Genomic DNA, 15842 nt, shown 5'->3' on the forward strand with positions numbered 1-15842 from the left:
AAAATTCGACATGCTCCAATTCGACCTGCTCAAAACCGACCCCTCCAGCCACGCCCGTCGCGGCACGCTGACCCTGAACCATGGCGTGGTGCAAACGCCGATCTTCATGCCCGTGGGGACTTACGGCACCGTCAAAGGCGTGATGCCGCGCAGCCTGCACGAGATGGGCGCACAGATCATTTTGGGCAACACCTTCCACCTGTGGATGCGCCCAGGGCTGGACATCATGAAGGGCTTTGGCGGCCTGCACCAGTTCGAGAAATGGGACAAGCCCATCCTGACCGACTCGGGCGGTTTTCAGGTCTGGTCGCTGGGCGACATGCGCAAGATCACCGAAGAAGGTGTGACCTTTGCTTCTCCCGTGAACGGCGACAAGCTCTTCATGTCGCCCGAAGTCAGCATGCAGATCCAAACCATCCTGAACTCCGACATCGTGATGCAGCTCGACGAGTGCACGCCTTACGAGACCAAGGGACACCTCACCACCGAGGCCGAAGCGCGCAAGTCGATGGAGATGAGCCGCCGCTGGGCCGTGCGCTCCAAAGACGAATTTGCCCGCCTGGAAAACCCCAACGCACTGTTTGGCATCGTGCAAGGCGGCATGTTTGAAAACCTGCGCCAGGAATCGCTGGACGCGCTGGTCGAGATGGACTTTCCGGGTTACGCGATCGGCGGCGTGAGCGTGGGCGAGCCCAAAGACCTGATGCTGCAGATCATGGCGCACACGCCGCACCGCCTGCCCGCGAACAAGCCACGCTACCTGATGGGCGTGGGCACCCCTGAGGATTTGGTGCAAGGCGTGGCCGATGGCGTGGACATGTTCGACTGCGTGATGCCCACCCGCAACGCCCGCAACGGCACGGTGTTCACCCGCTTTGGCGACCTGAAGCTGCGCAACGCCCGCCACAAAAACGACCCGCAGCCACTGGACACCAGTTGCACCTGTCATGCCTGTGCGGGAGCGTCTGGCGTGTCGTGGGACAACGGTGGCCGAGACGGTTTCAGCCGCGCTTATATGCACCACCTGGACCGCTGCGGCGAAATGCTCGGCCCCATGCTGACCACCATCCACAACCTGCACTACTACCTGAACCTGATGCGCGAAGTGCGCGAGTCGCTGGACGTGGGCCAGTTCGCGCAGTTCCGGGCGCAGTTCAAGACAGATAGAGCTCGTGGGGTGTGATCAATCGGCCGTGAATACCGTCAACACCCCGGTGTAACCATACAGATGGTTGCGGGCAATCTCTCCTGCAGCAAAAAACCCCACCAAAGGCACATCGCCCAAGGCGTGGCGGATGATCTGCAGCTCGGCGCTGGGGCCACCAAAGTGAAGGCCGCCCCTTCCGGTACAGCTCACATAAACCGCTCCTGCAATGCGTTGCCCCCCCTGCGGCAAGGTGGGCACTGGGTCATCACTGAGCGCGCTGATGGCCTGTATCGACAACATTTCCGGTTCAAGTTCTTCGCGAATTTCGGCACACACGCGCACCAGATCGGCACGGGCAGCGTGCACATCACGTCGACAAAACGTCAAGCGCATGCCCAATTCCAAATGCTCGGCCACAGCGACCCCTTGGCGCGCGGGGTCCAGACCCACAATGTGACGCACCAACACATCGTTGCCCAAATTACCTGTTCGGCCCACGCCCGACTGACCAGAGGGGCTGAGCCCCACCAATGTTGAACGCACCACCGGAATCGCTTTTTGCGGCTCACTCAAGTTGATGTTCAATTCATCCAGCAGCACATCCAGTGCAGCCTCGCCGTTGAGCTTGAGCACCAGGTGCTGGTCGACTTCGGTGATCTCGCGCTCGGGGGCTATGGGCTGACAGCCTTGCGTCACACGAGACAGCAAATTCACCTGCGATGAAAAAGCCACACCGCTGAGGCCCCCTTCAAATACGCCGCCCGCCACCAAGCTTTGGGGTTGGTCGGCGCTGATGGCGAACTGCACGCTGCGGGTGCGGCTGGAAGTCAAGCCGCCAAACAAATACCCTTGCCGCGTGCGTGCGGCCATCTCATCAATCAACTCTGCCAAATCGAGCGTGGCCGGATCGGCATGCACCAGAGCAGCGTCGGCCCAGTGGGCAGGCAATGGCGACACCCCCGAAAACACACGGTAATGCGCTGGAGGCACATTGCACAGCATGACAGCCAAGGCCGGTTCGTCAAAGTATTCGGCGTTGTTCACCGCGATGCCCACGCCCACCGTGCCCGTCCAATCGGTGACTTCGGGCAACTCCTGGCGCAAATGGTCCAGCAGCGCTTGTGCCTCGTGGGCATAGTGGTCGGTGATGTAGACCAGCGCCAAACGGGGCTCCGCCGCATAGTCGGGCAAGGTCATCTGCGCTCGCAACTGCGCCAGCACCAATCCTGCGGCCATGCGCCACTGCGGATGGGTGGCGTGGCCGTAGGGAAAAAGTTTCATGACGTTTTGCGCTTGGAGGCCGCCTGACGCGGCGCAGATTTGGCAGTCGGTTTGCGTTTGGCAGCGGCAGTCTTCTTGGCTGCTGCCTTTTTGGCAGGGGTCGGTTTTTTGCCTGCAGCTGACGTGCTGGCCCCTTTGGCCGTCATGCCCGTCTTCATGGCTTCAGCGGCCACGTCTTTGACAGCAGCCGCTGCAATATTTTGGAACTGTTGGGTCAATGCCCCCCACCACTGCATCGGGTCCACAGCAGGCTTGGCTGAGGCGGCCCCCGTCGAAGGTTCTTCAGTCGCCTCTTTCTCCACATCAGGCTCTGGCTGAACGGGTTCGGGCTGCGGTGCGGCCTGCTGGGGCGCAGCAGCTTGTGGCCCAGCAGCAGGTGCTTTGGCCGTGAAGGCCTTGGCCAAATCGGCCATGCTCACGTTCATGCTTTGCAGCGTGGACAGGGTCATCTTTTGCACCTCCATCGCCTGGATGGTGGCCTTGAGCGCCGTGGTGTTTTGCTCCAACCAGAACAGCACCGACTTGAGCTCCTGAATGCGCTTGTCGATTTCTTCGATGCTGAGCGTGGGCGCCACCCAGCTGGCCATGCCAGGCACAGCGCCCGCACTGGCGCCAGGTGTGGCTTGCGCTGCCGTCTTGGACAGGTTTTGCAAGAAGTCAAAGCCTGGTACGAATTTGCCAAAGCCGAAGGCGGATGAGTCGCTCATGGTGTCTCCTGAAAAAGGACTGAGCAAAGCTTACCCGAAGACGCTTTCAAACAATCTGACGCACTCAAAACGCATGGTCTGCCGTGAACGTGATGCGGTGCAGCTTGCGGTGCTGCGGATAAAAGTCGGCCACGGCGTAGTGCTGGGTCGAGCGGTTGTCCCAAACCGCCAATGAATGGGGCTGCCAGCAAAACCGAGCCTGCACTTCGGGCGCTGTGATCAGCCCAAACAACTGCGCCAACAAGGCGTCGCTTTGCGTGCGCGGCAGGCCGTGGATGTGGGTGGTGAAGGTCGGGTTGACGTATAAAATCTTTTTGCCTGTGACGGGGTGCACACGCACCACCGGGTGCGTCACGGGCGGGTATTTGGCGCGAGCAGCCTGCAGCTGTTCGCCCGTGGCATCTTGGCGCAGCAAGTATTCGGTCCAGCCGGTCACCTCCCAAGTGTGCATGGCACTCAGGGTTTCCAGATAGGCTTTGAAGTCAGCAGGCAAAGCCTCGTAGGCGGTGGTCATGCTGGCCCAGACGGTGTCGCCACCGCTGGCCGGAATGACTTGCGCATACAAGCTGGTGCCGATGGGTGGGTTGGCCTGCCAAGTGATGTCGGAATGCCAGTTGTTGTTGGCAGCCGGGCGCTCGGCGGTGCTTTCCACAATTTCAATCTCGGGCTGGCTCTCCACTCGGGGAAAGAAGGCTTTGACTTCGTTGACTTGGCCAAAACTGCGGGTGAAGGCCACCTGCTGAACAGGGGTGAGCACTTGATCCCGAAAAAAGAGCACCTCGTACCGGGCCAAAGCGGCCTTCAACTCGCTTTGAGCGAGATCACTCAGTGGCTGCGACAAGTCCAAACCATGGAGCGTGGCCCCGATGTTGGGGGTGAAGGGCGTGGCAACAAATGACTCGTAAACATGCGGCAATTGGATCGAATGGACCATGACTTTTCCTTTGCCAACAGTTTACGTGGGGTGACCACCTCAGGTTGGCCCACTCAGCAGTCTCTGCGTCGCCCGCTTGGCCGTCGCCAACGCATTGGCCCGCATCCCGGCAAACATGTCTTTTAGGAACTGTCTGGCCAGTGGCTGCGCTTTTTCGGGCGAACCGGCATTGAAGGGGGGCTGCGGGTCGTACTCCAGGTACAACTGCACCGCCTCGGCATAGACCCGGCTTTTCAGCAGTGCCACCAGCTTGAGACCAAAGTCGATCCCGGCCGTCACGCCGCCGCCTGTGATGCGGTTGCGGTCCACCACAATGCGGCCCCGCGTGGGAATCGCGCCGAGCTCCTTGAGCACATCACGGGTGTCCCAATACGAGGTGGCTTTGTAGCCCTTGAGCAAACCCGCTGCCCCCAAAATCAAGGAGCCGGTGCACACGCTGGTCACATAGCGGGCGGTTTCACCCTTGGCCTTGAGAAAGGCCAGGACTTCCGGGTCTTCCATCATGGTGAAGGTACCCGGCACACCGCCGGGCACAAACAACACGTCCAGCTGCTCGGGGCATTGCGCGAAGGTGGTGGTGGGTTTGACCGGAATCAGCGCGGCAGGCCCCGGGCTTTCATTGCCCACTGGCTCTAGGTCTTTCCAGAGCAGGTGAATTTCCTTGTTCATCAAGGACTCGAACACCGTCAAGGGTCCGACCAAATCCTGCAAAAACATGCCCGGATAAACCAACATGCCGATGGTGATTTTGGGGCCGCCAATGAGCGGCGCGTAACGGTCCATGGTGGCCAAGTGGTGCTCATCAGCAGCTTGCTTTGAGGGCGCTTGCACGGCAGCGGGCTTGGCCGACGCTTGGGACGTCTGCATGGCCAAGTAGCCCAGCGCCACAGAGGGCCAGGACAACAAACGAGAGAAATAACGACGGTTCATGAGAGCTCAAGGGGCACCCTTGCGGATGCCCCCTCCTGTGGCGTGGTGGATGAATCAGAATTTCGTGCTGATGCCCACCACCAGGTTGCGCGGCAAACCGGGTACGACTTGGCCACCACCAAAATAGGCCATGGGCGCGTAATACTGTTTGTTGAGCAGGTTGCTGATGCTGGCGCTGTACTGGATGTCGCCGCGTTTGTAACTGGCCTGTGCATCCCACAAGGTGACCGCGGGCATCAAGAAGGTGTTGCTGGTGTCACCAGCCAGGTTGGAGCGATGCGACGCGCCCAAGCCAAGACCCAGGCCACTCCACTCGCCTTGTCGCACGTCGTAACGTGCTGCCACGCGCAGTGTTTGTTCAGGCACATTGAACAGGCGTTTGCCCACCAGGTCCGTGGTGTCCTGAGTGATTTCTGCGGTTTGGTGCGTATAGGCTGCAATCCATGCCAGTGAAGGTGCGGCTTGCCAGCGCAAGTCAACATCGAGGCCTTTTGCTTGCTGAACACCTGTCTGCACCGAAAACATACCGTCAGACACTGCCGCGTTTTTACGTTGAATATCAAACACTGCAGCAGTGGCGCTTAGACCATTCCAGCCCTTGATGCGAAGACCCAATTCTTTTTGAACGGCTTCCTCCATTTTGGGTGCTGTTCTAAAACGTAGGCCAAAGGGTACGCGTGACATTTCACTGTAACCACCAAAGAAGGACACGACATCACTGGCGTCAAAAACAGCTCCGAAGCGAGGCGTGACCTTGCTATTGCTGCGAGGGGTGTTGATGTTGATCATCATGACCGGGTCAACGTAATAATCTTTCCCAGTGGTGCGGGTGTGACGCAAGCTGCCGTGTAAATGCAAATTGCCGATCTGAACTTGGTCCTGAATAAAGGCCACGGTTGAAGTGCTTCGGTTATGTTGTCGGTTTGATTCATTAGGTACCGTGGGCTCAAACCAAACGGGCCTTAAGTTGCTTGATAAGTCCGTTGGAGTCAGCCCGTCGAGAGGAGAAAACCCATACCCGAATGGATAAGGGTCTGCGTAAGCCATGAATGCATCGTCACGGGTTTCGTCTCGATCAAGGCCAAAACTGATGCGGTGCAAAGCACTCCCTGATTTGATGGATGTGTTCAAGCTGACTTGGAGGGTGTCCGAGGTCAACTTCTCCCACAAACGCACTCCATACAAACTCACCGAAGAACCAAAGCTACCAGCACTGCCATATGGGTATGGAAATGCCCCTCGCTGATCCACCTCAGCCGTGTTGTGTGCAGCCAGGGCCTTCAGCGTCCAGTCATCGTTCAAGACTTGCGTCCACTGCACATTCAGACCGCGTGACTTTTGTGTGGTGTCGGGCAAGCCGGTGGCGGTGACGAAGGTGCTGCGGCCTACGCCTGCAGCAGGCTCGGTGGCCGAGGCGCTGGCGCGTGGCAAGCCCGAATAATCCACCGTGGTGTTGTCCAACATGCGGGCCTTGATGACCACTTTGGTTTTGGCATCGGCCGACCAGGACAGGCTCGGGTTCAGCGCCGACTTGCGGAAGAACACGCCTTGGGTTTCGCTGTCAGAGCGGTCATGCTCGCCGTTGACCCGAAACGCCCATGCCTCGTTGATCGGCTGATTCAAATCAACGTGCGCATTGCGGCGGCCAAAGTTACCCAACTTGACACCCACTTCACGCGAGGCCTTGGCAACAGGGTCTTTGGTAGTCACGGCAATCGTGCCGCCCACCGTCGAATAATTGCCAATCGCCTGGCCGCTGCCATACAGGCCACCCGCTGGGCCTTTGATCACATCCATTTGCTGAACGCCCACCAGACTCTCTTGATTCTGAAACCAGCCTGGCACCGAGACACCATCGACCACCATGGCCGCATTGAAACCGCGGATTTTGAAGCCCACGTTGTTGCTGTCGCGTGGATCGATTTCGTTCACATTGCTGACATTGCGCAAGGCGTCCGAAACCGTTTTGCTGCCCTGGTCCTCGATGACCGAACGCGAAATGCTCACGATGGACTGAGGCACCTGCTCGACAGGCACCGCTGAGCGGGTGGCGGCTTGCGTCAAGGCTGGCTGATATCGGTCTTTGTCAGCCGTGACTTCGATGGTTTGTGTTTGGGCTTGCGCCAAAGCGGCGCAGCAAGCCCATGCGGCCAACGCGACAGGAGAAAGACGTGAAATTTGAAAAGACATTTTTTTATTCCATAGATTGAATTGATGGCGAGAAGACTGCGCAGCCCTCAAGGTGTTGACGCCTGCTGGATCCCGAAGCAGTGCGTCCCTTTCCCGTGCGCAAATTCAGCGCGGTGAATTGTTTTTGGGATGAGCCCCATGGGACCCATGTGGAGCGCCATGACCGGCATCACCATCCACCCGCAACATGCCCTCAAAGGAAGCGAACTTCTTCAAAGTGTCAGCAGGCAGTCGGCTTTCGGCCGTTTGCAGCTTTTTCGACAATGCAGTCGCGACATCGTTGGGCATGCCGGTTTGCACCAAAGCGTCTGCTTGTCGCAGGCCATCCCCGGCACAAACCACGATCACCCAATGAGCGTGCCGTTTTTGCAGCAACGCACGCCCACCGCGTTCGCCTTGCAACCAACCCGCCAATGCCCAGTCGCCCTCTACAACCACAGGCGCGACCTGCAAAGGAGACTTGGGTTGGTCAAACTGCTTCTTCATGACATGCACGATGGTCTGCATGTCTTTTGCCGGACTGACCTTGGAAGAGTGATGATCCCCAGCAACCTGATGGCCACTGGCAGATGCCAACCAAGCCGCCAAAAATGCGGAAAAGAAAATTTTTGTCATGGTACTTATTCCTTTTGGCGTCAGAAACTGGCTTTCACACCCACTTGCAAAGAACGTCCAGGCATGGGGTAGCCCTCGCGAAACGTGTAGGTTTTATCCAAAAGATTCTCAATCGCTGCAAAGACTTCGCCACGCTGTCCGAGTTGCGGGACCTTGTATCCCAAGCGCAGATTGGCCACAGTGAATCCATTGACCTGAACGGTATTGGTGCTAACCGTACGCGCTTGACCCAACACCGTCATGCGGGTCTGGTGTTGTGCATCAGCACTGGCACGCCACGGGCCTTCTTGCCAATTGATGCCCACACTGAGGCTGTCTTGTGGTGCATACGGCAAATCTGACTTGCTGCTGTTCAGGTGCGTCCATCCCGCAAACATCTGCCAAGACTTGCCCATGGATTGAGCCCAGGTGAGCTCTGTCCCTGTCACGTCATAGGTGCCCAAGTGGACAAAACCAGGGGCCGATACTGCAGGAGGGAAAGCAAAAATGTAACGGTCCTTGACACGGTCTTTGAACAGGGCCAAGTCCACCGAGGTATCGCTCGAGGGTTTCCAGCTCACACCCAACTCCTGATGGTCAAGCCGTTCTGCGCCCAAGGATTTCCAAGTATTTCCCAGCGCAGGAGCCATGAGGTGCGACAACACAGCGGCATCCAGTCCTGGGTAGTTGACCCCTTTCGACATCTGAACCCGCAATGCCAAACGTTCCCCCTGCGCCAGTACCAAGCCCGCCTGGTGCGCGGACTCTGACTTCAAAACATTGTGGCTGTAGTGGCGCACACCCACGGACGGCGTGGCCGACCAGCCGCCAGTCAAGTCCAACTTGTGACTGACCGCCACAAAGGGAGAGCTCACGCGCAAATCAGCGGCCACGAACCCAACGGTAGGCACATCACCACCGATCTTGTCGACATCCAGGCCTGCCTGCACCTGCCCACCTTGCCATGGCTGCAGGCTTTCACGCCAACGCAAGCCCGTTGTTTTGAAGTTCGACTTCAATCCAGGATTTTGTTCCCCGTAGCCTTCGGTGCTGTACACCTTGAAACTGCCTTGAACTTTGTCATGCTGATGTGCGACAGTCAACGCCAACAAATCGCCACGGGTATTGAAAGTCTGTCCCTTGTTGGCCTGCGTATCCTGATGGCCAGGATCGGTCGCGGTATTGCTGCTGTTCATGGCCAGCAGGCGAATCGACCACTGGCTGTCAATCCTGTAACCCAATTGGCCCATGACATTGTTCAAGCGACCTTTGGCGTCCGGCCGATGGCCATCGGAAGAAGCATGCCCCTGAGCCAACGCGAAGTTCCAGTCGCCCTGCCGGCCGCTGACATCCAACTGCTCTGCCACGGTACCAAAGCTCCCGCCACGCACACTAACCTCACCCGAGACGCCATCTGCGGCCCGTGCCTTTTTGGGCTCCAGGGCAATGGCCCCAAACGTGTTGCCAAATTCGTGCAGTTGCGGACCTTTGATGACATTCAATCGGGCCATGCCGTTGAGTGGCAAGAGGTCCAGCAAAGGATGGTTCCAGATGCCCATGTAAAAAGGGACGCCATCGATGTAGGTCTTGATTTCACTGCCGGGGCGGCTGGAGCCCATGCCACGGATATAAACCGCACCACCTTCTTCACCACCGAAGGAGCCCACTGGATTGAAGCGAGAAATGCTGACGCCCGGTGTACGGCGTAATGCGGCGGCGGCATCGATCGCATTCAGGTCTTCGATCTGACGCGATGTCACTGTCGTTCGGAAACCTGCCATGTCATCGGCACTGTTGCTGTCGATCACGGCGGGCGCAATGATGAGCACATCATTTTGCGGCGATTGCGCCCATACCGTTGCGGCAGGCAGTAAGCCCCACAGGGCGATTGCAACGGGCGAGAATTTGAATTGTTTTTGCATAGTCTGATGAAATCTGTGCGCGCAGGCGCTGCCGTGCACGCGAAAGAGCAACGCCCAAGAGATTTCTCGAGCGGAGGAAATGCGCCTTACGGCGTTCAAATCAGATCAGGTGGCCCGCGAGAAGGCAGAGGCGGCGCGGTGCGGGCCAGCAGCAGCGCCTCGGGCAAGGCTTGCACGATGTAGGCGCGTGCATCTGGCACATGGGCCAAAGCCGCCACCGTGGGCGGCGGCAATGCGGGTGTGGCGTGAGCGCACAGCGGGCAGTCCATGCTGCTGCTCAAGGCGGCGGCTTCCCCCTCGCCTTGCACCACCACCTTCATGATGCCCATGGTGGAACACACCACGTCCATGGTTTTGGGCTGCAGCGTAGCAGCCAAAACCGACACACCCACAAACAGCACGTACCAAACCAGCACGAGGCGGCTCAGTGAGCGAAAGAGGGGGTGTGAACGGTGCATGTCAAGGCCTCAACGACTGACAGTCCACGGATTCGCGTGGCGAGGGTTGTGAACAAACGTGTGGTCGGTCAAGGTGTTCAAGAAAGCGACCAGGTCGCTGACTTCTTGTTCGCTGACCTCGAAGCCCGCGATCAATGAACTGCGCAAGGGGCTGGACCCGTTGGCCGTGCCGCCTGCGCGGCCGGCCTGCGCGTAGTGGGCGCGGATGACTTGGTCGAGCGTGGCGATCGAGCCGTCGTGCATGTAGGGCGCGGTCAGCGCAATGTTGCGCAGGCTGGGCGTGCGGAACTTGCCCATGTCATCGGGGTCGCCCGTGAACTCGCTGATGCCCGGGTTGTCTGCGGGGTAAGCACCCCGGCCATCCAGGTTGTGCAAGCCCGTGTTGTGGAAGCCGCGCTCGGCCAATGGCAGCTTGCTGTGGCGGATGTTGTCGGTGAAGGTGAAGCTGCCGTGGCAGTGGTAGCACTCCATCTTTTCGCCAAAGAACAGGCTTTCTCCGCGCTTGGCCGCTGGGGATATGGCCGTGGGCTGGCCGCCGTATTTGTAGCGGTCATACGGGCTGTCAAACGAGAGCAGGCTGCGCTGAAAACTGGCCAAGGCTTTGGTCAGTGTGCCCAGCGAATACAAAGCCTCTCTGCCTTTTGCGGCTTCGACCGGAAAGGCTTTGGCAAACAAGTCGCGGTAACGCGCATCGGCTTGCAGGCGTGCAAACAGTTCTTTCTCTCGCCCAGCCATGCCCATCTCGACCGGGTGCTCGCCAAACAGCGGAATGAGCGCCTGCACCTCCAAAGCCGTGAGGTTGGGGTTGGCCCAAGTGAGCACAGGCAGATAGGCCACATTGGCCAGCGCCATGGCACTGCGTTGACCCGCTTGCCCGGTCACGCCCTTGGCCACGGCCAGTCCGTCGGTGAAGGCCTTGTCCTGGTGGTGGCAGGTGGCGCACGACATGCTGCTGTCAGCCGACAGGCGCTGGTCGTAAAACAGGTGACGCCCCAGCTCGACCTTGGCCGAACTCATCGGGTTGCCTGCGGGCACCATAGGGCGTGGCACCCAGGCAGGCAAGTCCCAATGAAAAACGTCTGTGGAACTCCCCGTGAGCACAGCCCAACCGGCCAGGGCCAGCAGGCAGGTGCTCAGGGTTTTGCGCAAAGGGTTCATGGTCGAGCTCTGGGGTGCAGATCAGCGCTTGGACAAAAGGCGTTGAGGGCCTGCAGCGGCCACGCCGTCATAGGCCAGGCCCAGCGCCTGCATCACAGGTGGGCAGTCGCCGTCTTTGGGGAAGCTCATGCAGCCGGGCGATGTGCCTTTGGCGTTGACGTCCACATTGGCCTGTGCCAGCACCGCGCCCATGTCGGCCACCACGGTGTTTTTGCGCAGGTCAAAGCCATCGAAGCGCACCGTCATGCGGTTGGGGTTTTGGCAAGCGCTGGGGGCCTGGGTTTTGCTCTCGCCCGCGCATGCCGTGCTGCCCAGGTGCACCGAGTAGCGCGTGACCGGGCCCATGGCGTTGGCTGCTGCGGGTTTGTCTGTGCTGATGCCGCTGCTGGCGGTGTCGAACTTGATGAACTTGTAGCCGCCTTGCCAGTTCCAGAACATGGCTGTGGAATTGAGTGGCGCGGGTGCAACCGTGGGGTCTTGGTGATTTTGTGCAAAGGGCACGCCCACAGTGAGTTCCACCCCGGTGTACTCGCCCACAGGCGCTTGGCCGCGCACGCTGGTGTTGGTGGCTTCTGTGCCATTGCGGCAAGGGCCTGCGCCGTTTTCAAAGTCCAGCAGCGCCACCGATTGCTGTTGCCACACGCCGTCTTGTGCGAGTTGCAAGGGCACGGTGCTGCCGTCTTGGCGCACCAGCTTGACCTCGCTCACGTACATGCGAAAGTCGCTGGGCGTGATGGTCGAGCGCGTGCTGCCCACGCCTTCGTAACGCTGGCCGCAGGCAAAGGGCTGGCCGTTGATTTGGGCAGCAAACTTCAGCTCAACGGCTTGGGAAGTGGGTGGGCTGGGCAAGGTGCTGCAGGCGCTCACGGTCAAGGCCAATGCCGTCAGGGTGAAAAGATTTTTCATCGTGTTCTCCAGTTCAAAAATCAATGCTTGTGCGCAGGCGCACCTGCACGCGGTGTTTGCACCCAGACGTTCACACGCCGGGTGCCTGCTTTTTCAAAGACCAGCTCAAGATCGAAGCGGTCACCGTCTTTGAGGGGTTGGGCCATGTCCAGCAGCATCAGGTGATGCGTGCCTGCGCCGCCGTGCCGCAAGGACACTTCGGTTTGTGCGGGCAGCTCCAAGGCGGGCACTTGGCGCATGCGCATGACATTGCCGTCCATCTGCATGTGGTGGATTTCGACCCGCGCAGCCACAGCGGTGCGGGCCGACAGCAGGCGGTCAGGCGTTTTACCTTTGTTTCGGATGGACTTGAAATACACAGCGCCTGTGGTCGTGCCTGCCAGGCTGGGCGTGGCATAGGGGTGGTCTATCACCACATCGCCATGGCGAAAGTCGTGGGCTTGGGCAGAGCCCATGCCCAACAGCGCCAGGGCTACCAGCCCCATGAACAAGCCGCCTGCCACAAAGCCCAGGCCAAAGCCGGTTTTTTGTGCGCTTTGCCAGAGTCTAAGAATCAAGTGCTGCATGTCTTGCTTTCAAACCGCCATGGCAAAGGCCGGCCCCACGGCCCAAAGACCGGTAGAGGCGGGTCGGGCTTGTTTGCGCTCGGGCAACAAAGTGTTGAGCTCACGGCACACGGTTTCAAAGGTGGAATCGACCACGCGGGCCATCTCTTTGAGTGTGGGGAGTTCTTTGCGCGGCAAAGGCAGCACGCGACCGTCGGCTTGCTTGCCCAGCATGGTGAGCAAGTAAGCCAGTCTTTGCGCAATCGGGCCTGTCCGCAAACGGTGCATGTCGCAGGTCTGACGTTGCTGCTGCATAAAGCCCTGCGTCATGGTGGTGTAGCGGTCCAGATCTTGGCTCACCGGGTGGGGTACCGCTTGGGCATTCACCAAGGCCACGGACGTGAAGGCATAAGGCTCGGCACACAAGGCCTCCACACCGATCAGGTCACCGGCCTGGGCCAGCTGCACCAGAATTGGACCGTCTTGGCCTTGGCGCTCTAATTTAAAGACACCCTGGGTCACGCGCCATACTGGGCCTACGCCACCTGCGGTCAACAAGCATTGACCGCGCTTGACTTCGATGGGCTCACCCACCGGGATTGGATTCAAAAATTTCACACGATGCTCCGGACTGAATGGGCCAGTGCCCGCGATGAGAAGCGGACATCTGGCAAACAGCAGTCGGGCATGTGCCCGGCCTGCCACGGCTGAAATCAGGCGTGGACAGGTGGGGCGCGGGAGTGGACCGTCCAGTGCAGGACGGTTTCAGGGACCCGAAGATCCAACTGAGCCAGCAAGGGCGGCGCTTGCGGCTGCGCTTGCCACACAAAGTCGGGGCTTGGTGGTGCCAAGCGGTCGCTGGCCAGCACGCACAAAGCGCAATGGTCGAGCATGCCCATCCCGGGCTGTGGCGCTTCGTCGTTTGGCGTGTCGGCTGCCGTGCGCTGAGCGCCTGCGGTGGTGCACACCTCCATCCATGGCACGGCGCTGCCTTGGCTCCATGCCCGCGCACGCGAGACCGTGGGGGCCAAAGCCGCCAGCAGCATCGCGCACAGCAGCCACAGGCTGAGCCTGCGCAGTTGGGCAGAAGTCCAAGTCATGGATGGATCAGGAAAAAGTCACGAAATCAATGCTTGTGCATGTGGCCGTCGCCCTGCTTCATGGCGGGCGCGGCAGCGGTGCGGGCAGAGGCTTTGATTTCGATGTTTTGACGCTTGCCATCCTTGCCTTCGACCACCAGGGTCACAGGCACGGTGTCACCGTCTTTGACCTGACCTTTGAGGTCCATCAGCATGACGTGGTAACCGCCGGGCTTGAGGTCCACCGCTTTGCCAGCGGGCAAGGCCAAACTGGGAATGGCGCGCATTTTCATGACGCCGCCGTCCATGGCCATTTCGTGCACCTCAACCACACCCGCCACAGGCGACTGGGCCGAGATCAACTTGGCGTCTTGCGCCGACTGCAGTTGCATGAAAGCACCCGTGGCTTTTTGTTGCGCCACGGTGGCACGTACCCAAGCGTCTTTGACGGTGACTTGGGCTTGGGCCTGGCTGAACAAGGCCGACATCAGGACGGCAAAAGAGACAACAACGCGTTTCATGGCGAACTCCAGTTAAAAAAAGACACGAGGGGAAAGGGTGTGGCGACGCTTGCAAGCCAGCGCACCGGATCACGGGCAGGTGGACTGGCCCACGCGGGCACGCCGCACTTGGCCGTCAAACAGCTGCCGTGATCAGGAAAAAGAGGGGGGAGCGCGGGCCTGCCAAGGCAGACCGATGAGCGAGGCCAGCCGGGCCTGCTCTAGAGGACGCAGCGCATGAGACAGCCCAACGTGGACTGGCGCTGAAACAGACAACACCGGGGGCGCGGCCACCGGCAAACACAAGGGGCAGTGCAGGCCTTGGTGGCTGCTTTGCGCTTCCTCGCCATCGGCATCGAGCTGGAGCAACTTGACGCTGCCCGCGGTGGTGCACACCAGTTGCACGCCCTCAGGGTTAACCAGCGGCGAAGCCACGGCCACCCCCACAAACAACGCAAACCACACCAGCACGAGGCGGGTGAGGTGGGGGGCGTTGCGCAGGGATTGCAGACTGAACATATTTGGAATTATGGCATCGAAGGCTGAGGCATCTGGGCACACGCGGTCAATGCACCCGTCTTTTCAGATGGCTGTATCGGCTTTTTCGCCTGGTAATTGTTCGGTTGCCCACTGTGCGCAACGAACAGCCGCACTGGACATCCCTTGGGCATCCACCGGGAAAAAACCGGGAATGTCGTATTTATCGAAGTGCGCATAGGAGGAAAAGGCCATGGCCCAATCTGAAAACTGCCGATCGGTGATAGGGCCTCGCGCCAAAAGTTCTACGTTGTGGTGCCGCTCATCGCGCTGCAGGCTTTTCCACAAAGCATCGATCGAGCCAGAGGGGCCTTCGATGCACTGAACGAAGATTTCCTCGGTGTAGAGCAAATGCCCCGTGATGCCCAAGCTCAGGTTGCGTTTGCGGCACTGCACCAGCAAATTGAACAGGTGCAGACTGCCCAGTTTGTGGGTGGCTTTTGAACGGTAAACAAGTCGTTCCAACATATAGGCTCCAGGACCAACCGGTCATTTTTGTCGACGGGCTTGATGCCAACCTTACAAAAATCCATCCCTTAAGGGTTTACCCCGCACCCCGTGATCAGGCCAAATCGCGCAACACCTGCGGCTCAATGGCGGCCCACTCTTCGTCGGTAAACAGCCGCGAACGGGTGTGAAACGCTTTGCCGGTGTTGCCTTCCAGCGAAAAGGTACCGCCCGAGCCTTCGATGACATCGATGATCAGCTGGGTGTGCTTCCAGTACTCGTATTGCGATTTGCTGATGTAAAAAGGCACCCCGCCCACATGGCCCAACAACACGTCGTAAGGCCCAATCGTCAGGTCGGTGGGCAAATAGCAATTGGCCGCACTGTTGTCGCAGCAGCCACCACTTTGGTGAAACATCAGCTCGCCGTATTGGGCTTTGAGTTCATCGATCAAGGCCAGCGCTTCGGGCGTGACCACCACACGTTCAACCATGTTCATCTCCTGAC

18 protein-coding genes are annotated in these 15842 nt (G+C 59.4%); 1 reads left to right on the forward strand and 17 read right to left on the reverse strand.

Going from position 1 to position 15842, the window contains the following annotated elements:
* Window positions 1–10 precede the first annotated feature (10 nt).
* Window positions 11–1183: a tRNA guanosine(34) transglycosylase Tgt gene (gene tgt, locus B9Z37_RS05835; RefSeq protein ID WP_108312085.1), complete on the forward strand. Its 1173-nt coding sequence runs from the start codon at window positions 11–13 to the stop codon at window positions 1181–1183.
* Here tgt and B9Z37_RS05840 read toward each other — a convergent pair whose 3' ends face one another.
* The 17 genes from B9Z37_RS05840 to B9Z37_RS05920 all read right to left on the reverse strand — a co-directional run bounded on the left by B9Z37_RS05840 (window position 1184) and on the right by B9Z37_RS05920 (window position 15828).
* Window positions 1184–2428 (reverse strand): FIST signal transduction protein, encoded by a 1245-nt coding sequence (locus B9Z37_RS05840; protein WP_108312086.1) that lies wholly within the window; start codon window positions 2426–2428, stop codon window positions 1184–1186.
* On the reverse strand, window positions 2425–3135 hold the full coding sequence (locus B9Z37_RS05845; RefSeq protein WP_108312087.1) for a PhaM family polyhydroxyalkanoate granule multifunctional regulatory protein: 711 nt from the start codon (window positions 3133–3135) through the stop codon (window positions 2425–2427). The genes B9Z37_RS05840 and B9Z37_RS05845 overlap by 4 nt, the downstream gene beginning before the upstream one ends.
* A gap of 64 nt (window positions 3136–3199) precedes the next feature.
* Entirely contained in the window at window positions 3200–4069 is an 870-nt protein-coding gene (locus B9Z37_RS05850) for a TauD/TfdA dioxygenase family protein (protein ID WP_108312088.1), read from the reverse strand.
* 39 nt (window positions 4070–4108) lie between these two features.
* Complete coding sequence (locus B9Z37_RS05855; protein WP_240606634.1) at window positions 4109–4999, reverse strand: DJ-1/PfpI family protein; 891 nt, start codon at window positions 4997–4999, stop codon at window positions 4109–4111.
* 54 nt (window positions 5000–5053) lie between these two features.
* Window positions 5054–7189, reverse strand: a complete 2136-nt coding sequence (locus B9Z37_RS05860) for a TonB-dependent siderophore receptor (RefSeq protein ID WP_108312089.1) — start codon at window positions 7187–7189, stop codon at window positions 5054–5056.
* A 105-nt stretch (window positions 7190–7294) separates the two neighbouring features.
* Window positions 7295–7804, reverse strand: a complete 510-nt coding sequence (locus B9Z37_RS05865) for a copper uptake system-associated protein (RefSeq protein WP_100120107.1) — start codon at window positions 7802–7804, stop codon at window positions 7295–7297.
* 20 nt (window positions 7805–7824) lie between these two features.
* Window positions 7825–9705, reverse strand: a complete 1881-nt coding sequence (locus B9Z37_RS05870) for a TonB-dependent receptor (protein ID WP_108312090.1) — start codon at window positions 9703–9705, stop codon at window positions 7825–7827.
* Between the two features lie 95 nt (window positions 9706–9800).
* Complete coding sequence (locus tag B9Z37_RS05875) at window positions 9801–10163, reverse strand: DUF2946 family protein (RefSeq protein ID WP_108312091.1); 363 nt, start codon at window positions 10161–10163, stop codon at window positions 9801–9803.
* A gap of 9 nt (window positions 10164–10172) precedes the next feature.
* Window positions 10173–11321 (reverse strand): methanobactin export MATE transporter MbnM, encoded by a 1149-nt coding sequence (locus B9Z37_RS05880; RefSeq protein ID WP_108312092.1) that lies wholly within the window; start codon window positions 11319–11321, stop codon window positions 10173–10175.
* Window positions 11322–11342: 21 nt separating this feature from the next.
* Window positions 11343–12227, reverse strand: coding sequence for an MbnP family copper-binding protein (locus B9Z37_RS05885; RefSeq protein WP_108312093.1), 885 nt, complete (start codon window positions 12225–12227; stop codon window positions 11343–11345).
* Window positions 12228–12247: 20 nt separating this feature from the next.
* Window positions 12248–12793: a copper chaperone PCu(A)C gene (locus B9Z37_RS05890; RefSeq protein WP_240606635.1), complete on the reverse strand. Its 546-nt coding sequence runs from the start codon at window positions 12791–12793 to the stop codon at window positions 12248–12250.
* A gap of 9 nt (window positions 12794–12802) precedes the next feature.
* Window positions 12803–13390, reverse strand: a complete 588-nt coding sequence (locus B9Z37_RS05895) for a Crp/Fnr family transcriptional regulator (protein ID WP_146179711.1) — start codon at window positions 13388–13390, stop codon at window positions 12803–12805.
* Between the two features lie 95 nt (window positions 13391–13485).
* On the reverse strand, window positions 13486–13872 hold the full coding sequence (locus B9Z37_RS05900) for a DUF2946 family protein (protein WP_108312095.1): 387 nt from the start codon (window positions 13870–13872) through the stop codon (window positions 13486–13488).
* 26 nt (window positions 13873–13898) lie between these two features.
* Entirely contained in the window at window positions 13899–14372 is a 474-nt protein-coding gene (locus B9Z37_RS05905; RefSeq protein ID WP_108312096.1) for a copper chaperone PCu(A)C, read from the reverse strand.
* A gap of 132 nt (window positions 14373–14504) precedes the next feature.
* On the reverse strand, window positions 14505–14870 hold the full coding sequence (locus B9Z37_RS05910) for a DUF2946 family protein (protein ID WP_108312097.1): 366 nt from the start codon (window positions 14868–14870) through the stop codon (window positions 14505–14507).
* 63 nt (window positions 14871–14933) lie between these two features.
* Window positions 14934–15356 (reverse strand): BLUF domain-containing protein, encoded by a 423-nt coding sequence (locus B9Z37_RS05915; protein WP_108312098.1) that lies wholly within the window; start codon window positions 15354–15356, stop codon window positions 14934–14936.
* Window positions 15357–15450: 94 nt separating this feature from the next.
* Window positions 15451–15828, reverse strand: coding sequence for a DUF779 domain-containing protein (locus B9Z37_RS05920; RefSeq protein WP_108312538.1), 378 nt, complete (start codon window positions 15826–15828; stop codon window positions 15451–15453).
* Between the last annotated feature and the right edge of the window lie 14 nt (window positions 15829–15842).

The sequence above is a fragment of the Limnohabitans parvus II-B4 genome, from assembly GCF_003063455.1.
GTDB classification, from domain to species: Bacteria; Pseudomonadota; Gammaproteobacteria; order Burkholderiales; family Burkholderiaceae_C; genus Limnohabitans_A; species Limnohabitans_A parvus.